Source organism: Sediminibacillus halophilus, assembly GCF_900103695.1.
Classification (GTDB): Bacteria; Bacillota; Bacilli; order Bacillales; family Amphibacillaceae; genus Sediminibacillus; species Sediminibacillus halophilus.
In genome coordinates, this window is sequence record NZ_FNHF01000004.1 from 13,562 (window position 1) to 34,794 (window position 21,233).

Here is a 21,233-nt window from a genome sequence, read left to right on the forward strand (position 1 = left end):
CCGGCCCAACCAATGGGGCCTGTGTTTGAATAGAGAAAGCTGCCTTATAGTGTTTGAATGAAGGATAGGTAGAACGCTTACGAGCGCTGTAAATTGAACATAGTAGTTATTTCTTTTCCCAGTCCTTGACGATGAAGTTACGGAATTAAGTTGCTGAAAAGTCAATATCGTAAAGGACCAGGATTAATGAAACTACCAAGACTAATTAACGATAGTGTAGGTCAATTTAGTCAAGGGACTAGCGGTTTATGGGAATTTCTTATCGGACACCTAAACTCGGATACACTGAGGAATTTGTCGCCTACTTCTTTGTTAGCTTTATTTATTTTTAATATTAGCTGACTAGAAAGGCGATATTATAGCCTAGTCGTTGTTGTCCCATCCGCGAAACTGAGTATGGGATAGAAACAAACATACATACATTAACAAACTTTAAGTATTTACAATAGTTTACAGCAGTAAACTTATGCTATGTTGATCCAACTTTTTATCGTATTTTCAATAGTTTCCCAATTTTCGTCGTTGTTTTGTAAGTATTTCTTAAGATGAAAATCATCTAAAAGGTATAGTAATCCTAATATGTGTTGACACGTCATTTGCTTTTCTAAATCAGTAAATGTATTATCAGTAAATTCTTGACCAATCTGATACATTTCATCTTCAAGGTGACTTTCTGAATTTAAAATTAATCTTATAGCTGTTTTCATAAATTTCTCTTTAAATTGATTATTTCCTTTTATGCGATCAAAAATTTCTCTTTGATTATTTATGCTATTTATACCGACTCTATAATTGAAAGTAAAGTAAGCCTCTAAAACTCTTCTCGCAGTATTACCAATAGAAACCGATTCTGGCGGAATTATCTTCTTTCCATAACTATAAAGCTTTGATAATAAATTTTTATATCCATTTTTATGTTTAAAGTTATTTAAATTAATGAAATTTTGTTGCATAGTCTGTCCATTTTTTATTAATTCGAAGCTAACTACTCCATTACTATCTCCATCAAATAATTTGTGTAAACTATCAAAGACGTACCATCTATGAGTCATAATAAGTACGCGGCTTTTGGGACTAGAAATTAGGATATTATTAATCTCACTGTTAATATAAGAGATTAATCCCATTAAATTATTTTCATCCATACTTGAGATTGGATCATCGAGTACTAAAAACATTGAATTTTTTAAAGTCTCTTCAACAATATGATTAGAATATAAAGATTTAAAATAGTAAACTAACGCTAATGCATTCCTTTCACCGGTGGACAAATTTGATGATTTGACTGGTTCACCTTTTACTAAAACATTATATTTATATCCATCTTTCGAATCTGGTTGTAATTGTAGCCTATTTTCAGTTAGAAAGATAAAAGATAAATCTTTATTAATGAGATTCATTCCATGGGTGGAATTCTTTAATTCTTGTTCGACGGATTGTAGTTCTGTTTTGAGTTTTCTTAGTAGATTGTCGTTTTCTTTATATTTAGCATTAATATTTTTTAAATCTTTTTGATAAGATTCTATTGCGTTTGCGCCTAAATTAAATACCTTTGTCTCAATAACATTTTTAAACTCCTTTATTTTATTTTCAGAATGATCTATAGACTCATTATAGGACAATCTAATATTTTCAATTTCTTCGATATTTTTAAGGCTTTCTTTTTCAAACTTATGAATGTTGTCTAGCAAAACGCTTATAGATTTTGGTTCTAATTCATTGTAGACGTTTTCGTACCTTTCCATAATCGTGCTACGAAGTTCGTTAGTGTTAATTAAGATGGAGTTAATGTTTTCAATTAAACTCGTTACGCATGGTATAAGATCATCTCTGACTTGAAAATACTGTTTTATATCATTAGATTGGTCTTCTATCTTTTTAAGTGATTCATCATAATTATTTATCTTGGTTAATTCATCATCTAGTTCTTTTTTGAAATTTTTAACAGATGGGTTGATTATCTCATCTATTTTGGATAAAAGGATATCTTTATTTATTGGCTGTAGACATAAAGGGCAATCATCAACAGTTTTTTTAATGAGATTTTTACCGGTCTCTACCCAATTAGTGTACCCGCTCTCAGACTTTATAAGGTTTATAATTGCTTCCTCTTTAGCACTTAGTTGGGGTTTTTCTATTTTCTTTAAAACTATCTCATCATAGAAAAGTAATACAGGTAACTTACTGATTTGAATAGGAATCTTGTTTGAAGTTCTTAATTGTTTTAATGAATTTAAATATGATATGTCTTGCTGAATGTTTTCTTTTGCTAATTCGTGGTTATCAATTCTACTCGTTAAAATATAGTCTCTTATAGCAGTTGTATGATTTCTATTCCTACCCAATTCTCTTATAGGCTTAATGAATTCCTTTTCAAAACTTTTGTCTATTATTTCTTTTACTCTATCCTCATTTTCCTTTTTTTTAATATCCAATTCTTCCTTTTTTATATTTATTGATTCTATATTTTTTTCAATGTCCTCTCTCCTGGTTTCATTCTCAACATCTTTACCAAACATAATGATAGCATTTAAATCTTCGTCTTCTGATATATCAATGTTTTTTTTAATAAATCGTTCGTTGAATACTCGAATATTCTTCATATTTTTATTATTACTATATTCATGAATACCGACTATTCCCTCGCCGATAATATCAAGTTTAATGTTATCTGCAGTAACAGAATCTATCCCTTCACTAGCTAATTTTAAATGTGAAATAGCTTCTCCAACAGAACTTTTACCACTGCCATTATGTCCATAACAGAGTATCCTTCTAGATTTCTCTTGTTGATTACCTTGTTCAAATAGATTAAAGTCGAAATTTACACACCCACGCCATGTTATATTTTTTATGGCTTTTATTTCTGAGAAGTCCATAAGTATCCCCCTAACAAAACCTTATAACAAAGGATTCTACATAATCCATGATTTTCCTTTTAAATTTGACTAAAAACGCACTGAAAAATATCTCTAAAAGGAGAGTGGTTAACATACTTTCCACGTTAAAGCCTAACGTATAAGCGTTTCGAAAGTTTTACTTTCACGTTACTTATTGATAGTATAGACATACTCAGTACTAAATGGGCTGTTTAGCTAGCGTGAAAAAAGTGACGTAAAAGCATAAGTGTTAGATGGTTATAATAATTTTTATGAACGCTACTACGCAAATAGAAGACGGAAAGAGTTATAATACTATAAAAACTTACATACGTAAGATTAAGACTCTGAAGAGTGGTTCAGCCTCAGCAAGAAAAAATAGAAAACGAATTTAGACGATTTATATTTGTAGCATGGAATACATTTCTCTGCTTTTTTATATCGCTTTATTTGTTATCTCAATATGGCGACAGTAAAAGACAGTTGTTAGCGATATTAACGATGTTTAGCGTAATATTAAATAAACTTCCCTAAGGTAAACTTTTTTCTTCGGAAATTCTAAATAGTTTCCCACATGGAAACTGCTATTTTATTAATCGACTATCTATTGTGATGCTCTAACGTTAAGTATGAGTTAATATGAATTTAAGAGAGAGGAATCCGGTGAGGGTAGAACGACCGCAGGGAGTTTATATTCGTCTAAAACTGTTTCTATCGACTAATGCTATTCCCCTTCTATTAGGCGTTAAGCTTTTTGAACTGCCTTCATAAGACAAGAAGTATTTTAAATGAAGTAGACTTATATTCCCTATAAATTTTTGTTGTTTTCTAAGAAAATAGTCACTTATACATTAAGCGCCATTTATATTTTCAAATATCTTACGTTCCAAGGAGTTTAGTTGGCCCTCTTTTCCATGAAAAAATGATTCAACTTAGAATATCTTATTGCCTCCAGTAACTTTCGCAAATATGTATGAGACAATTAGCTGCAAATAGTTAAGCTTTCTAGCTGTTGCATTACCGACGTTAGTAATTTTAGTAGCATCATTTTGCAATAGTTGCTGCGCCCTTGAAAATCAACCTCACTAAAGGGAGCTCTGGTAGGATAAGTAGTGAGGACTTTCTAATTAACTTTGCTGGCCCATTTAGTCGAGTTTGAAGATAATCGATTGAGTACGGAGCATTAGAAGTGTATTCATGAAGTATGAAATAAATAAACCTTCAAAATCGTTTACCTCGAAGCAAGGAAGTACACTCTCAATTTCTATTAATTAAATGAGGCTGGTGAAGGCAATGAGGATGCTTATTTGCGAAGAACTGATTAATGACCTTAGGGTAAATATTGAAAAGATTAAAGATATGTCTGTGCAATTGAAAAAAAATAACTTTGAAGCATTTTTTGTTTACTCATTTGCCTTATTTGAAAGTAGTATTTGTGAGGCTTTACGACGTATAGTGGCTGCCTTTCCAGAAAAATTATCAGATGAAAAACAACTTAAACTTAAAAATTCAGATATTTTTAATAATTATTATTCACCTAATTACATACTCGATACTATTATTAATGCCGAAATTAAATCCCTTTCGAAAGGTAATGCGCTAGCCCTCTTACAAACAGCACAAAGTCTCATGGCTATTGAATTGACGTTTGATAGAAGAGCAATAGAGGAGGTTTCGGAGTATAGAAATAAACTGGTACATGATAATACTATTTCTAACAGAGAATATCTCCTCGGTAAGAGAACAGTGAAAGGGAACACTTTCTCAATTGAGAAAGCCAAGAATCTTATAAATATCTTAATGGACGTTTTATCAGAATTGGAGTTATGTCTAAAATCAAAGTATCAGAAATACACAAAATACAAACTTATTAAAGATTTATGGGAAGAAATCTTTGGTTCTCCTTTACTTAAATTTGAAGATTGTATTTTGATTAGGCAAGGGGGATTTGATAAGAATAGAAAAGAAGTCGGTATAAATTTTGATCATTTAGAGAATGTAGTGAAATCAATTTCTTCAAGTGAAAAATTCTTTTTATTCCTTTTATTGCAGCAGTATTCAGGTAGTATAAATGATCGATATTTTAAGTTTAAAGATATACCTAGTTTAGCATCAATATCTTCTAAACCTGAAATTAACAAAATTTTAAGTGTATTTAATATCTACCCCAATTTGTTCAATGGAGTAAGTATCGATGGTGCTATTTAGCGTGGGGTTAACCATCTAATCATATGGGGTGACCTATGTGTGAACAACTGTTTCAGAAAGGCTTCTCATTAGTTAAGTAACTTTTGAGAAGTCTCTTTTTTTATTTCTTGTGTTACATGGAGATTCACATTTTGGGTAATTTTGATCATAAGTTATAACCGACCCATTCCATAATTTGTTAATCGTTCCATCTATAAATTAGCAAATGATGAAATGAACGCTAGAAAACTGGAATCACCAAAAAAAGCTGGAGAAAGTTTTGGATAAGTTAAATATTATCAAGATTACTTAAGTAAGAAACCGAACGATATTAAAGTTAGAAAAAAGGTGGACCGTACGGAAACAATGACCTTTTATTTAATTGGCACTTTTCCATGGCACCATCACGTGTATTAATAAATTCCTTTTTCTCTAACGTTTTTACGATATTCGTTACAGTCGGAGTTTCACATTCAAACGTTAACTTAATAGCATATGTGTTATGCCATCTTCTCTCCATAGCGATAGTTTCTTCTCCCAGTTGAGGGGACGGATAACGTGGTACATTGTTGTATCAGAGAACCCATCACTGTAGGGAGTGTGGGAAGTTTTTCTAAAAGAGTGAGATAATAAGACTGCCCCTGCTTGCTTATAAAGTATGAATCTTATCATCTGTAAACTGCTCTTCTTCCTTCGCCATTTTTTGAAATTCATTCATTAAACTAATTAAATTTTTTTCTGTAGTATAGAAAGGAATTTAGAAAAAAATGTAGAATTTTGGATATAAAGTAAAAGTTTTTATTTCATATATATTATGAAAAGCCACACCTGAAACATGAAAAGGGAGGGACTTTATGAGGGTTAAGATTATTGAGAGATTGGCAAATGAATTTAATGAAGAAAAAGACTATATTTACAAAATAATAGAAAATAGCAAGGGGATATCTACTTATAAGAAGGAGAAGATTAAAGGAAGGGAAATAATAAAAAAAGAGTCGATACCTGATATAGAAAAGATCACTTTAGAGTATTATAAATTACTTTTAAATTCTTACTATAAAGTAACTTACCCAAATCGTTCATATATAATGACTGAGTTAATGAATATAATACCATACTTACATAGGTATAATAGGTATACCCTATACAAGTTTGATTTTAAGGATTTCTTTTATAATATAAATCCAAAGAAATGTTTTGATCTTTTAAAAGACTCTATTAATTTGAAAACCTATGAGTATAATTTTTTAAAGAAGTACCTATTTAATTTATCAGAATTCACACCAGGTATTGGATTGCATAACGCTTTTATAGAAATAATAGGTAAAAAATTTGATTTTGCAATTAGAAATAAGTTTAGCAAGAATATACTTCACTTTGCAAGATTTGTGGATGATTGTATTTTAATACTAGATGAAAGGGTAAGTCATTCCTATCTAGAATATGAAATCAAAAAAATTATTACTGAAGTTTTTGGGAAAAAGCTAGCTTTAAATAAAGCTAAAACAGATTATCAAAATTCGGATACTATAAATTATAGGTTTGATTATTTAGGATACGAATTTGAAAAAGGTCAGTCCGCTAGCAAACCATTTAATATTGGAATAGCTAAAAAGAAATTGGACAAGTATTATGAAAAAATAGAAAGGATTATATTAGATTTTAAAAATCATAATAATGTGCAATTATTAAGCTTTGAATTAGAGGCTTTGTTTAAAAGAATAGTTTACTATGGAAGTAAGAAAAATCAGACTAAAATTCGGTGGCAAGTTAGGGGGATAAGTGATAGTTATAAGGAATTAAAAAAGTTTATTATTCATAATGATGACTTTGAAAAGATAACTAATGATACTAAAAACTTTTTTTGTAAATCAATATTTATTTGTTTTAAAAGACATGGAATCGATATACCCTCTAAGATTGTTAACCAAATAAAAAATAAAAAATTCATTTCTTTATTCTTAAATAATAAAGCAATTTTACTACATAAAAAAATTGGATTGAGTTATAGTGATTTAAAAAGTAGAGTAATGTTTTTTACTAATGAGAATTTAAATAACTATAGTTATAATGAATTAGCAAATAAATTGTTAAGAAATATAAAATAAATAGGAATGGCGAGATGATTTTTCATCTCGCCATTCCCTTTAAGAGCTAGCAAGTGCTAGTTCTTGATATTGTGTATGTATAGGTTACCATTAATTTAATAGGAGTGTCAAAATGAAGAATGAGAAGTCTCAGAGGTTTAATAGACAAAAGATAGATTACTTATTAACGGACTTACTGCCTTATGAAAAAGGAAATCATTACACTCATCGCTTTCTCTATGAGTATTTACTGCAAAATAAAAAAGAATTAAGTAGGATAATAAAAGATATTAGACTTGAATCTGAGCACTTTAACTCAAAATGGCATTCAGCACCATTAAAGTTTAAAGTGCGTAAGAGAAGCGGAAGTTTTAGAGAAATCTCTTTAATTAATCCATTAGGTTTGATTCAATCTCTAGCTTTCATTGAATTATATGAACATGACATAATAAATATTACACATAACAAAGAAGACTTTTCAGCAAGAAAATCTAGAAGGACAAATTCGTTAACTTATAAGAAAAATAACAAACAAACGGTATATTATACTGAAAATACAAAAAAACAACTACTTATAACTTTAGAATCATCAGGAACTTATTTTAAACATTACCCTTTCAAGACGATTACTCAATTATTGAACGACATATCTTTTACTTATCAACGAGATAAGTTTAAGGTGTTAGATGTAATTGATATCCAAGATTGTTTTCCTAGTATTTATACACACTCATACAAATGGCTAATTTCAAATAAGATTTATGATTCAAAGAACTTAAAAGCTTCGAATTCTGTATACAAAAACATAGATCAATATTTGCAGAATATAAATGGATCTAAAACTAACGGAATAATTGTTGGTCCTGAAATTAGTAGACTATTAGCCGAATTTCTATTTGTACATTTAGATCAAAAACTGTTAAATAATTTACTGGAAAAAGGTCTGGCTGAGAATACTGATTATAAAATTTTTAGATTTGTTGATGATTACTATATTTTTTCAGATGATAGACAGACACAACTAATTATAAAAAAAGAAGTTTCTAACTTAATTAATAATTTCCAATTAAAAATAAATGAGTTAAAAGAGACTAGTTTTGAAAGAGATGAGACTCTTAATTCATGGATTTACAATTTAATCCCTATTATGAGTGATATAATGGATATCTTTAAAATTGAGCATGATCCTCAGAAGGACCTTTTAAGTATTATAATAGATGAAGTAAAAAATAAAGATGTTTTATCTGATTCATATTTAGAAGTTGCTTCAAGTATTTCTACAAAGTATGAAAATAAAAAATACGCTCGAAAAATAAGATATAAGGATATTAGAAGTAAACTGAATATAGCTATAAAATCTAGCCATGAAAATTCATTAATATCTTCTTACATTTTAAGTACCCTCTTAAAAAAGATAGAAGATAAGACTGAATTAGATATTAATATTGAAGTTAATGAATTAGTCAGTTTTGTACTACTGTTATACACAAAATCAGTTAGTTATGCATCTACTCAAAAGGTGGTTAGGATTCTTGTTAAATTACTTGAGGTAGCGGAAAATAATAACTATGATATTCAAGAAATAATTGAAAGAAATATAGAAAGGTTCGAGAATGATATTTTTAATAACCATCCATCAGATTGGATTGATATCTTATTGTTTATTTCCAATTACGATTTAAATATTTCTCGTTCTCTTATAGAGAAAATAACAGAATTAGTAGTCTCTGATGAGTCACCCATCAAAATAGCTTCATTATGTTTAATGGCTGAGTCAAAGTTTATCAATTCTAGAAATATTGTTCGGAGAGTAAACTCATTAATAAAAAGTAAACTTGAAAGTGTAAATTGGAACGACTTTTTCCAAGATGATTTATCTTGGTGGGTATTTGTTTTCTTTAGTTACCCTAAAATAAATATTAAGTTAAAGAAGGAGATAAAAGAAAAGTTAAGTAGTATTAATGAGGAACTTGGTAATAGCCCTGCAAATAGAGCGAAGTCACTTATTATAAAATTTCTTTTAAATGAAAATTTACATTTTATCGAGTGGAATTTCTCAAAATATAGTTATTATAGAAGTTATTTTTACTACACAAAAGATAGAACTGTTTTTAATCCTGATATAAATGATCAAATTAATACATCGAGATAGTGATGAACTGCAATCACTTATTGAAACAAACAGAACCCCTAAAATATATTAGTGGATTCTGTTTGAGGCATATAGTGGGTTTTTAAGAAAGAAAGCGAGTGAAATGCTCACATTTTGCTTACATTGAGGATATTAACGGAGGCTTCTCATTAGTTGACTAAACTTTTAGGAAGCTTCTTTTTCATTTCTTGTGTTCCATGGAGATAAACATCTTTTGTTAGTAGATTCATTTGAGTGACCGAGACTACCCATTATTTGCTCAAGAGCTATACCTGCTTCAGCTAAAAGAGATGTATCTTGTGATTGTATTATGGTGTTTATGAGCATATTGTTAACATAGTCGTCATTGGGAAAGAATTTGGTATTACACCCAACGGCTGAGGCAAATAACAAAGGACGCTCTTGATGGATTTGGTTCTAACATATCAACTTGATGAACTTTCATATTTTCTTTTAGAAAATAAGCGAATAAAAACCCCGTTGTTCCTGCACCCGCTACCTTTTTTTGGAATATTTTGTATTTTTCGATAATAAATTGATATGATAAGGTGTGATACGCACTTCGTTTAAAAGGAGAGGGAGTATGAAAAAACCAACTAATAACTCGGCTATATGTTTTTTTCTTTTTCTTGGAACTGTACTTTTTAAATTTCCTTATGTTTAAGATGCTTTCTTCTACATTATCAGTGTTATAGGAATTTATTTTTTCTCAGTAAAATTCATCCTTAATGAAGATATTTCACGTACTTTTATAAATTTTATATTTATTTTAAGTCTTTTGGCAACAGCGATGTTCAACTTTTTTACTTGATTGGAAGTTAGTACTGGAACAGCTATTGTTTTTGCTAGGTGTACTGGATTTACATGGCAACAAGAGAAGCTCTACCCCAATAAGTTAAAGAGGAGTAAAAGAGAAAGCAAAGTCAACCAATAAAATTTTCAAAAAATACTTTGACATCATATATGTAAGCGATTACAATAGTGGTAGTTCTTTAGATATTAGAAGAGAGTGATCGATCTTGCTTTTACAGGTTGACCGAAGAATTGGCAAGCAGGCGATGTTATTGGTATTAAATGAACAGTTTGAAAACGATCCTGATTTTAATAAACAAATTGATCGTCAAAAGTGGCAGTTTTGCACAGGGAAAGTAGGTTCGATGGATTCACACAAGGTGGTTGCAGCTATCGAAACAGCGGCGAAAAGAAACGGTATTATCAAGGCCGATCTTTACAGGGAATTGCACGCCTTGTACCATGCGATCATCGAAGCGCTTCACGGTGTGACCCGCGGGCAAGTCCAGTTGGGTACGATATTACGGACGGTCGGGTTAAGATTCGCACTTGTGCGGGGAAATCCGTACGACAACGAAGAAGAAGGCGAATGGTTGGCCATTGCGCTTTATGGAACGATTGGTGCTCCTGTCAAGGGGTTGGAGCACGAAACCATTGGATTGGGAGTCAATCACATATAATGTAGCCCATAGATATTAGCGAATAGGGGGCTGTACCGAAGAAATCAAATTTTCTTTGGTACAGCCCCTTTTTATATCCACTTTATTACTGTAAAGGAAAGGAGCATACAATGATTACATTAGAAGGACACTCATTAACCTTAGAGGATGTCAAACACGTGTTGTATGATCAGGAAAAAGTGCAGGCTTCAAAAGAGAGCTGGGAATGTGTCAGCAAAAGCCGCCAAGCGGTAGAGAATGTAGTCAACGAAGGAAAAACCGTTTACGGAATCAACACCGGATTTGGAAAGATGAGTGACGTACTAATCGAAAAAGGAGATGTCGAAGAACTGCAATTGAACTTGATTCGCAGTCATGCTTGCGGCGTCGGCGAACCGTTTCCCGAAATCGTCAGTCGTGCCATGGTGTTGCTTAGGGCGAATGCGCTTCTGAAGGGATATTCGGGTGTAAGAAAACAACTGATAGAAAAATTGTTAGTCTTACTGAATGAGCATGTTCATCCCGTTGTTCCCCAACAAGGTTCACTTGGAGCCAGCGGTGATCTTGCTCCTCTTTCCCATTTGGCATTGGTTTTAATCGGGGAAGGGGAAGTGTTTTATAAAGGTGAGAGAATGCCGACAATGAAAGCTTTTGGCACTGTCGGACTTACGCCGATTACATTAACCGCGAAAGAAGGCCTGGCTCTGATTAATGGTACGCAAGCCATGACAGCGGTGGGAGTTGTTTCTTATTTGGAAGCGGAAAAACTTGCACTGCAAACCGAAGCGACTGCTTCCATCACGATGGAAGGGTTGCGCGGAATCATTGATGCGTTTGATGAAGATATCCATTTCGCAAGAGGGTACCCGGAACAAGTTGACGTGGCAGAACGGATGCGTCGATATCTTGATGGAAGCAATCTTATTACCAGGCAAGGGGAAATCCGGGTCCAGGATGCTTATTCACTGCGCTGTATTCCTCAGGTACATGGCGCGACATGGCAAACCCTTAACTATGTAAAAAGTAAGCTTGAAATCGAAATCAATGCGGCCACAGACAACCCACTCATTTTTGAAGGCGGCCAGAAAATTATCTCAGGCGGCAATTTTCACGGCCAGCCGATTGCATTGGCCATGGACTTTTTAGGTATTGCAGTAGCCGAGCTCGCCAACATTTCTGAACGCCGTATTGAACGGCTAGTCAATCCTCAGTTAAACGATTTGCCGGCGTTTTTAAGTGCCAAGCCGGGGCTGGAATCTGGAGCAATGATCATGCAATACAGTGCGGCTTCCCTCGTGTCTGAAAACAAAACACTTGCACACCCAGCCAGCGTCGACTCGATTCCGTCATCTGCTAACCAGGAAGACCACGTCAGCATGGGAACGATCGCGGCCAGACACGCTATGCAAATCATTGCCAATACAAGAAGAGTTGTCGCAATCGAAATGATCTGTGCATTACAGGCTTCAGAGTTTCGTGGTGTCCAACACATGGCTCCACGAACACAGAGGATATACCGGAAAGGACGTGAGGTTGTCCAATCCATAACAAAGGACCGTGCCTTTTCAAAAGATATTGAGTCTGTTGCATTATGGATGAAACAAGGAAATTGGGATTCCATTTTGCATCCAGTAAGTAAAGAAAAACAATTCATATAAAGGGAGAGATAATCATGGCAGAGGTAAAAACAAACATTCGTGCACCAAGGGGAACCACATTAAATACGAAGGGGTGGATTCAGGAGGCAGCTTATCGGATGCTGATGAACAATCTCGATCCGGAAGTGGCTGAAAAGCCTGAAGAGCTTGTAGTATATGGCGGGATCGGAAAAGCGGCCCGCAACTGGGAAAGCTATCATAAAATTGTCGAAACGTTAAGGACGCTTGAAAATGATGAAACGATGCTAGTCCAATCCGGAAAACCAGTTGCCGTATTCAAATCACATACCGATGCGCCGCGTGTGTTGCTTGCCAACTCAAATATTGTTCCTGCATGGGCAAACTGGGAAACATTCCGGGACCTTGAAAAAAAAGGCTTAATGATGTACGGCCAAATGACGGCCGGGAGCTGGATTTATATCGGCTCACAAGGTATTTTACAAGGAACATATGAAACGTTTGCGGAAGCAGCTCGCCAGCTCTTTAATGGCTCACTTAAAGGGACGCTAACGGTTACAGCAGGTCTCGGTGGCATGGGTGGAGCTCAGCCTCTTTCTGTCACGATGAATGAAGGGGTAGTCATTGCCATTGAATGTGATAAAAAGCGGATTCAGCGCCGGATTGATACGAAGTATTGTGACTTGATGGTAGAGTCTTTGAATGAAGCGCTCACGTTGGCGAAGGAAGCAATGAATGAAGGCAAACCCCTGTCGATCGGCCTCCTTGGCAATGCCGCTGAAATTTTGCCAGAACTCGTTCGCCGTGGTGAAGTTCCGGATCTTGTGACAGATCAAACCTCTGCACACGATCCATTAAACGGTTACTTGCCGATAGGGATGTCCCTTCATGAAGGCGAAGAGCTTCGAAAAGCCAATCCTGACGAATACTTGAAAAGAGCGAAATCAAGCATTAAAGACCACGTTCAGGCGATGCTTGAGTTGCAAAAGGCGGGTGCTGTTACGTTTGATTACGGGAACAACATTCGTCAAGAAGCGTATAACGAAGGGCTAAAAAGTGCGTTCGATTTCCCTGGGTTCGTCCCGGCATTTATTCGCCCGCAGTTTTGTGAAGGAAAAGGTCCGTTCCGCTGGGTTGCGCTTTCGGGTGATCCAGAAGATATTTATAAAACAGACGAAGTGATATTAAGAGAGTTTGCGGATAACGAACACCTGTGCAAGTGGATCAAAATGGCAAGGGAGCAGGTATCCTTCCAGGGACTTCCTTCCAGAATCTGCTGGCTCGGTTATGGAGAAAGAGCAAAGTTTGGCAAAATCATTAATGAAATGGTCGCATCTGGTGAAATCTCAGCACCGATCGTCATAGGACGCGATCACCTTGACTGTGGTTCGGTTGCATCACCTAATCGAGAGACAGAGGGGATGAAGGACGGCAGTGACGCAATTGCCGACTGGCCGATTTTAAATGCTATGATCAACAGTGTGAACGGGGCCAGCTGGGTGTCCGTCCACCACGGCGGCGGTGTCGGAATGGGGTATTCTATGCACGCGGGTATGGTTATTGTTGCCGATGGGACAGAAGAAGCGGCGAAACGTTTGGAACGAGTCCTCACCTCAGACCCGGGTATGGGTATTGCCCGCCATGTTGATGCCGGTTACGATCTTGCAATTCAAACCGCGAAAGAAAAAGGTGTTCATTTACCAATGATGGAATAGACATTACGGGTGTGCAGGCAGTCTAGAATACTGTCTGCTTACCATTATCTTTTACAGGGAGTGGAGCAGAGTGACACAAGAAGCAGATATACTGTTATATCAAATCGGACAACTGTTAACGATGGATGGCAGCGAGGGGCCGGTGAAAGGCCAAAATATGAGCAAACTCGATGTTTTGGAGGACGGCGCAGTTGCTATCAAAGACGGCAAGATCATTGCTATTGGAAAAACACATGACTTAAAACACTTCGAGGCAAAGGAAAAAATTTACTGTCAAGGAAAATTAGTGACACCAGGACTCGTCGAGCCGCACACGCATCTCGTATTCGGCGGATCACGTGAGCACGAAATGGCGTTGAAACAACAAGGCGTGCCATACCTTGATATTTTAAAACAGGGCGGAGGTATTCTTTCGACCGTCCAATCCACGCGTGAAACGCCGGAGGAAGAGCTGCTCGAAAAAGCAAGATTTCATCTCAATCGGATGATGAGCTATGGAATTACAACGATGGAAGCGAAAAGCGGATACGGGCTTGACTATGAAACGGAAATGAAACAAATGCGGGTTGCGAAACAACTTCAGGAGGAGCACAAACTTGATGTAGTTTTGACCTTCCTGGGAGCACATGCGATACCTGAAGATTATAAAGACGCCCCTGATATGTTTTTAAATGAAATGATAGCAATGCTTCCCGATATCAAAGAAAAAAAACTTGCAGAATTTGTTGATATCTTCTGTGAAACGGGTGTTTTCAGTGTTGAGCAGTCCCGTGAATATTTACAAAAAGCAAAAGAATCCGGGTTCGAGGTTAAAATTCATGCTGATGAAATTGATCCTCTCGGGGGAGCGGAAATGGCTGCGGAAGTCGGGGCGATTTCAGCTGATCACCTCGTCGGCACAAGCGATAAAGGCATCCAAATGCTTGCGGAAAACAACGTGATTGCTACATTGCTTCCCGGTACTTCGTTTTATCTTGGGAAAGAAAAGCACGCAAGAGCGAGAGACATGATAGAAGCAGGTGTGTCGGTTGCACTTTCGACCGATTTCAACCCGGGTAGTTCCGTAACCGAAAACTTGCAATTCATTATGAATCTGGCTGCTTTAAACCTGAAAATGACTCCGGAAGAAATTTGGCATGCGGTAACAGTGAATGCGGCTCATGCAATCGGACGCGGGGATCAAGCAGGAACAATTGCTGTGGGCCGAGTTGCGGACATCGTCATCTGGGATGCGTCAAACTACTTATATATTCCATATCACTATGGTGTGAATCATGTTAACACTGTATTGAAAAACGGAGAAAAAGTGTTTGAAAGAGGTGGCTGGCATGGCTGACATCCCCCATTTATCCCCTGCGGGAAAAGCGACTTTCAAAGACAGTGAAGTGACAAAGGCGCACGAACTCATCGTGCCATGGAATGGGGAAAAAGTGAAAGGCTTTGGCATTCTTGGTGCCCCGCTTTCCAAATCGTCTATCAGTCATTCTGGTGCGGCGAGTGCACCCGGGGCCATTCGATCCGCTTTTTCTTCTTATACCACGTATGCTATTGAGGACAATGTTGATCTGAAGTGTACCCAGTTACATGATTTTGGCGACGTGAACATGCACGTGACGGACCTGATTAAATCCCAGCAACGCATTGAAGATACATTTTATCAAGTATTCCAATCACAGACAGAAATGACTCCGATCATTTTCGGAGGTGACCATTCGATAAGCTCCCCGAGTATCAAAGCTTTTTCCAAAGCAAGGGGAACAGTCGGCGTTATTCAATTCGACGCCCATCATGATTTGCGGAATTTAATAGATGGTGGGCCCTCCAACGGTACGCCTTTCCGAAATCTAATAGAGTCGGGCACGTTAAAAGGAGAAAACCTCGTCCAAATCGGCATCCGCAATTTTTCAAATAGCCGCGAATACCATGATTACGGGAAGGACCACGGTGTATCAATTTATACGATGAGGGAGGTGCGGCGGCGCAACATCACTGATATTTTACGAGAAAGCGTAAACCGTTTGAAAGAAAAAGTCGATGTAATCTATGTTTCCGTTGATATGGATGTGTTGGATCAAGCGTTTGCTCCCGGATGCCCCGCAATCGGCCCAGGAGGCATGGACAGCGAAACGCTTCTGGAGGCGGTTCATTATCTCGGAGGCGAAAAATCCGTACGTGCCATCGATATTGTTGAGATTGATCCGACGATTGACTTTCGTAACATGACAAGCCGGATTGCAGCGCATGTGGTATTACAATTTCTGAATAGAAGCCATGAGGGGGAAGGATAATGGAATGGGTTGTTATTATTTCAGTTCTTGTTCTCATAGCATTAAGTTTAATGCGGGTGAATGTCATATTTGCCATTATTGTAGCTGCTGAGGTAGCAGGACTGCTGACCGGTCTCTCCTTAACAGAGACAACGAATCTCATGATTTCCGGCATGGGTGGGTTGGCCGATACCGCATTAAGCTATGTTTTGTTGGGGATTTTCGCTGTAATGATCGGTTTTTCAGGAATCGTAGGTTTTTTGGTGAAAAGACTTGTAAAACTAATAAGCGGGAAGCGTTCGATCCTTTTACTCGTGATTGCAGGAGCAGCATGTTTATCTCAGAATGTCATACCAGTTCATATTGCGTTTATTCCAATACTTATTCCACCGTTGTTGCACCTGTTTGACAAGATGAAGGTGGACCGCCGCGGTGTAGCAGCGGCGTTGACTTTTGGTCTGAAAGCACCTTATTTGACGATACCAGCTGGTTTTGGGTTGATTTTTCAGGGGATCATCGTAAGTGAAATGTCTGCTAATGGCATGGACGTAGCACTTTCAACTGTTACGAAAGCGATGATCCTTCCGGGTATTGGTATGGTTGCCGGTTTACTATTTGCAATATTTATTACCTACAGAAAAGACAGGGAACTTAGTGCAATGGGTAATTCCCCGTTAGCAGAAGGGGAGATTGCTGCGTCGGCGGAACACGAACAACTTGTATTTTCAAAACATCATTTCCTTACGTTAATAGCCATTGCCGCTGCCCTGGTTGTGCAACTGATTACCGAGTCTCTTGTTTTGGGGGCGCTTACAGGAGTTGTTTCCATGTTTGCACTCCTCGTAGTTCCGTTTAGAGACGGGGATCGTTTTGTGAACGAAGGTATTCATATGATGGGTATGATTGCATTTGTCATGCTAATTGCTTCAGGTTATGCAAAGGTCCTGACAGATACGGGCGCAATCAAAGCACTTGTTACTTCAGCCTCCCAGTTTCTGGGCACCAGTCATCTTGTTATTGCGGTGGTGATGTTGCTTGTTGGGCTATTGGTAACGATAGGGATCGGCTCTTCTTTCGGCACCATTCCGATTATTGCAGCGCTGTTCGTGCCGATTTGTTTGGAAGTCGGTTTTTCACCGATGGCTACTGCGGCTTTGATTGGAACGGCTGCAGGATTAGGGGATGCAGGCTCGCCGGCTTCCGATAGTACGTTAGGCCCCACTTCCGGGTTGAATGCGGATGGAAAGCACCACCATATATGGGATACATGTGTTCCGACATTCATGCATTACAACATACCTCTGTTTATTTTTGGTGTGCTGGCTGCTGTGGTGCTATAACCGAGTCACACTAGATCAAGTCCTTAAATAAGTGTTAAGAAGAGATGAAAAGGACAATGGAAAAAATGTGAACGGATAAATCATAGGGTTGTCCTAAGGAAAGGGACGGTCTTATCTCATTCGATGATCGGGTCATCACTTTGGTGATGGAGTAAATGAAGTAATTCGTATATAAGGAATCCGCCCATTTGCTTGATTTGCATCCGGACTGTTTATTCCGTTCGATGCAGGAACTGGACATTACGCCCCTATTATTTAAGAGGGAACGGTTTAATGAAGCCAACAAACAATTTAAACAGGTTTGTTGGCTTTTTTCATACAATGATTCTTTTTGTGCTAAAAAGAGAAGAGGATAAGTTATGTCAGAAAGCAAGAGGCCCAATGTAAATCGTGTATAACCTAACGCGATAATTACGACAAAGTTTACTCTTTCAAATCAGTGGAAACATGAAAGAGCACGTGACCTTATAACAGAATCTTTAATACCATGAAACGGAATTTCCAGGATAACCCTGGAGCGCTGATATTGGTATATCATGTGGCTTAGAGTGAGAAATCCACAGCTTATACAGGTGCCAATTATGAGTATTTCTTAGCTGATAATCAAATTCATTATTATTCATGCGTTTCCAAGTCTAAAAAACCCCCAACTTCCTTCACATAGTCAGTAAGTGGATAGGCCTTGTACAGGCGGCTTGATAACCGGATCGGGTCTCCAAAAAAGTACCTTTCAAATTGAGTTTGTCTCGTTCCGAACGGACTCATGGTCAGGTCCCAGGCCAACCGGAATATTTTCACTCGGTCCTCTGCGTTCTTGGTTGCGGCTTGGAGATACTGATCGATATCAGACCTGATCGAGGAATGAAAGGCGTTTTCCGTAGGCAACCCGACTAGTCCGCTGGCCCCAATTAACTGAATAATTTCAGTGAAGCGGGGATAAATTTTGGGGAAGATGTTATTGGCCACCTCCAGTGGAACAACACTTGGACGCATTGTCCCCCACTTATCCAAAGCTGCATCTTTTTCAGCTTTCTCCAAAAGAGCTTTCATTGTTTCAAGACCAATGATGATTTCTGACAGCTTATCTTGGATATGTTGATACTCGCTCACGTTGATTGTTTGTACGAGAAGCTCTGCCAGACCTAAAATGAATTCGGTTTTGACAATTCGTCTGATCAAGGATTGATGGGCTGTAAAAGCATGAAAAGAATTTTGGAATGAGAATTCAGCGGCTGCAACTCCATTGTCATAATAAAATACTCGATTCCACGGTACTAATACATTGTCGAAAACAAGGATGGTATCCATTTCTTCGAATCGAGAGCTTAATGGGTGATTGAAAAGTGACTCCCGACCAACAAATGACTCTCTGCAAATAAATTTTAAGCCTTTAGTATCTGATGGAATGGAGAAGGCAAAAGCTTCATTTTCATCCAGCAAAAAATTAGGAGTACTAGTAACTAGCACTTCGTCTGTCAATCCACCTTGAGTAGCTAAAAGGCGTGCGCCTTTAATAATTATTCCTTCTTCGTTTCGATCAATCACCCGGGCGACAATGGGTTCTTCTTCAGAGGATTCAGAATAGGTATTGGAACGATTTACTTGAGGGGTGACAAATGTATGGGTGAACGAAAGGTCTTTTTCCATAGCCATTTCATGTAAGGATCGGATATTCTCTGGAAAGCAATTGACTTTTCCTCTTAATAGAGGAGAAGAAGAAGCGAAGCTCATCACAGCGGAATTGAGATAATCAGGACTTCTTCCCATAAATCCCCTTGTTTTTCTAGCCCATTGCTCACTTACTTTTCGTCTTTTGATTAAATCTTCGTTCGTTTTAGGCTGCAAGAAGGAAAGCCCGACAGGAGCCCCCGTTTTTGGTGAAAGGAAAGTCATCTCGTCTTTCAATGCAGGATCATGCTGCATATCATATAGAGAAGCCTTTGTCTGAAGGATTCCTTTGAATGCGGGGTGTTCAGAGATTTTCCCCTGAATCTTTTTTCCATCTAGCCAAATTTCAGTTTTCAGCGAATTTATGCGGTTAAGAAATTCTGCCCCATTGATAGCTCCCATAATAACACTCCCATATCCAATTACTTTTATAAGGACCTGTGGTTTTAACTTGCGCAAGGGTCCTTTGTTTTTAAGTACAAAGTAAGGACTGGATAAGAGGCGACAAACCTTTCATGGAAACCGTGAAATTGTCCAGCGCGTACCAGTCCATATATCAATCAGTTGGGTAAAGCCAGAATCCTTTTCCATTTATGAGTCAAATATACATAATCGATCTCACTCAACATAATATGCTGAAAAACATTGGAAAGTTAAAAAGGGAGACAAAGTTACTTGTCGCATACAAGGCAAATGGAAGGGATGGCAAAAATCTATAGCGAAAATGATTCAGGATTTTATAGATGGATAATGCCTTTTAGAACACCAATCATTTAGGTGAATATCCTGGTATGGGTGGTGTTTATATGAGAGAGTCGATCAAGCGGATAGCTCAACAGTTTATCGTTTCACACTTTCCTGAGTCAGATGTAGCTTTGTTAGGTGGAAGTGCAGTTTATGGAAATGTAACAACAGAGTCTGATATTGACATAATTATCATTGATGAAACAGAAACACCAAGACTTGAATGTTATCACTTTCTAGGGTGGAAAATCGAAGCATTTATTTATACGGCTTTATCGCTGGAGTTGGAATTTCAAACAGCTAGATATAAAGGGATGCCCACCATCATTAAAATGTGTGCCGAGGGTGTACTTATAGAAGATAAACATGGGGATGGAAAGGAAGTGCAAAGAGAGGCGAAAATGCTATATGACCAAGGTCCAAAGCTTTGGGATGAGGACAAAATAGATGCGGCAAGGTATCAAATCACAGATTTTTTGTCAGACTTTAGATGTTCGGAAGACTTTGAAGAAAGTTTCTTTATTTTAAATAAGTTAATCAATACGTTAACGGAATTGATTTTAAGGGTGGATGGCAATTGGTATGGTGAAGGAAAGTGGGTTGCTAGAAACCTTAAATCATATGATAAAGATCTGTCTGATAAACTAGCTAAATATACTAAGGACTACGTAAAGACAAATGATAAAACAGAACTGATTTCATTCATTCAATCTACACTTGATAAGTATGGGGGACAATTATTCGCTGGTTATAAAGGATACTTTTTTTAGATTTCTCCATATATTTCTCTGTCCCCGAGCGCCTTTGTGGCATAACCTACCATATCATTTATAAAGGAGGAATTTTTTATGCCATTCTTCATAGGTGGTTTCGGCGTTGGCCCTCGTTACGGTTACCGAGGTCGTGTTTTTGATCCTCGCACTCGTTTTCGTCGTGGCCCATTTATCTATTAACGGTTGACACTGCGCTTTTGATAGTGCTACTACTAATGGCGGTTTAATATATTCCCTTCATCAATTGTAACTACAATAGTTATAACGATAAAGAACTACAAACTTTTTATTCCTCTGTACAGGGTTTTAACTTTGTCGGAGGCTTTTTTTGTTTATACATAGGCTTATTAAATT

12 protein-coding genes are annotated in these 21,233 nt (G+C 37.0%); 10 read left to right on the top strand and 2 right to left on the bottom strand.

The window, feature by feature from the left end; all coding sequences use genetic code 11:
* Positions 1 to 464: 464 nt before the first annotated feature.
* A complete protein-coding gene (locus tag BLR82_RS14040) occupies positions 465 to 2,879 on the bottom strand; it encodes an AAA family ATPase (protein WP_074600115.1) in 2,415 nt (804 codons plus the stop codon).
* A 1,293-nt stretch (positions 2,880 to 4,172) separates the two neighbouring features.
* On the opposite strand from BLR82_RS14040, the gene BLR82_RS14045 reads away from it, so the two are divergent.
* The 9 genes from BLR82_RS14045 to BLR82_RS14085 all read left to right on the top strand — a co-directional run bounded on the left by BLR82_RS14045 (position 4,173) and on the right by BLR82_RS14085 (position 17,694).
* Positions 4,173 to 5,087 (top strand): hypothetical protein, encoded by a 915-nt coding sequence (locus tag BLR82_RS14045; RefSeq protein WP_139186973.1) that lies wholly within the window; start codon positions 4,173 to 4,175, stop codon positions 5,085 to 5,087.
* Between the two features lie 833 nt (positions 5,088 to 5,920).
* Positions 5,921 to 7,174: an RNA-dependent RNA polymerase family protein gene (locus BLR82_RS14050; RefSeq protein WP_074600117.1), complete on the top strand. Its 1,254-nt coding sequence runs from the start codon at positions 5,921 to 5,923 to the stop codon at positions 7,172 to 7,174.
* A gap of 112 nt (positions 7,175 to 7,286) precedes the next feature.
* The gene (locus tag BLR82_RS14055) at positions 7,287 to 9,305 is read left to right on the top strand and encodes an RNA-directed DNA polymerase (protein ID WP_074600118.1); all 2,019 of its coding nucleotides are present in this window, start codon (positions 7,287 to 7,289) and stop codon (positions 9,303 to 9,305) included.
* Between the two features lie 1,019 nt (positions 9,306 to 10,324).
* On the top strand, positions 10,325 to 10,777 hold the full coding sequence (gene hutP, locus BLR82_RS14060) for a histidine utilization transcription antiterminator HutP (RefSeq protein WP_074600119.1): 453 nt from the start codon (positions 10,325 to 10,327) through the stop codon (positions 10,775 to 10,777).
* Positions 10,778 to 10,887: 110 nt separating this feature from the next.
* Positions 10,888 to 12,414: a histidine ammonia-lyase gene (gene hutH, locus BLR82_RS14065; protein ID WP_074600120.1), complete on the top strand. Its 1,527-nt coding sequence runs from the start codon at positions 10,888 to 10,890 to the stop codon at positions 12,412 to 12,414.
* Positions 12,415 to 12,428: 14 nt separating this feature from the next.
* Entirely contained in the window at positions 12,429 to 14,087 is a 1,659-nt protein-coding gene (hutU, locus tag BLR82_RS14070; protein WP_074600121.1) for a urocanate hydratase, read from the top strand.
* Positions 14,088 to 14,208: 121 nt separating this feature from the next.
* Complete coding sequence (gene hutI, locus BLR82_RS14075; RefSeq protein WP_217629895.1) at positions 14,209 to 15,423, top strand: imidazolonepropionase; 1,215 nt, start codon at positions 14,209 to 14,211, stop codon at positions 15,421 to 15,423.
* Positions 15,416 to 16,375, top strand: coding sequence for a formimidoylglutamase (gene hutG, locus BLR82_RS14080; protein WP_074600123.1), 960 nt, complete (start codon positions 15,416 to 15,418; stop codon positions 16,373 to 16,375). The genes hutI and hutG overlap by 8 nt, the downstream gene beginning before the upstream one ends.
* Positions 16,375 to 17,694 (top strand): Na+/H+ antiporter family protein, encoded by a 1,320-nt coding sequence (locus tag BLR82_RS14085; RefSeq protein WP_074600124.1) that lies wholly within the window; start codon positions 16,375 to 16,377, stop codon positions 17,692 to 17,694. Before hutG ends, BLR82_RS14085 begins: the two co-directional genes overlap by 1 nt.
* A gap of 615 nt (positions 17,695 to 18,309) precedes the next feature.
* Here the strand turns inward: BLR82_RS14085 and hpaB are convergent.
* The gene (hpaB, locus tag BLR82_RS14090) at positions 18,310 to 19,764 is read right to left on the bottom strand and encodes a 4-hydroxyphenylacetate 3-monooxygenase, oxygenase component (protein ID WP_074600125.1); all 1,455 of its coding nucleotides are present in this window, start codon (positions 19,762 to 19,764) and stop codon (positions 18,310 to 18,312) included.
* A 389-nt stretch (positions 19,765 to 20,153) separates the two neighbouring features.
* Between hpaB and BLR82_RS14095 the strand changes: the two genes are divergently transcribed.
* Positions 20,154 to 20,876 carry a nucleotidyltransferase domain-containing protein gene (locus BLR82_RS14095; protein ID WP_245693827.1) on the top strand — a complete coding sequence of 241 codons (723 nt, stop codon included), beginning with the start codon at positions 20,154 to 20,156 and terminating at the stop codon, positions 20,874 to 20,876.
* Positions 20,877 to 21,233: the final 357 nt, after the last annotated feature.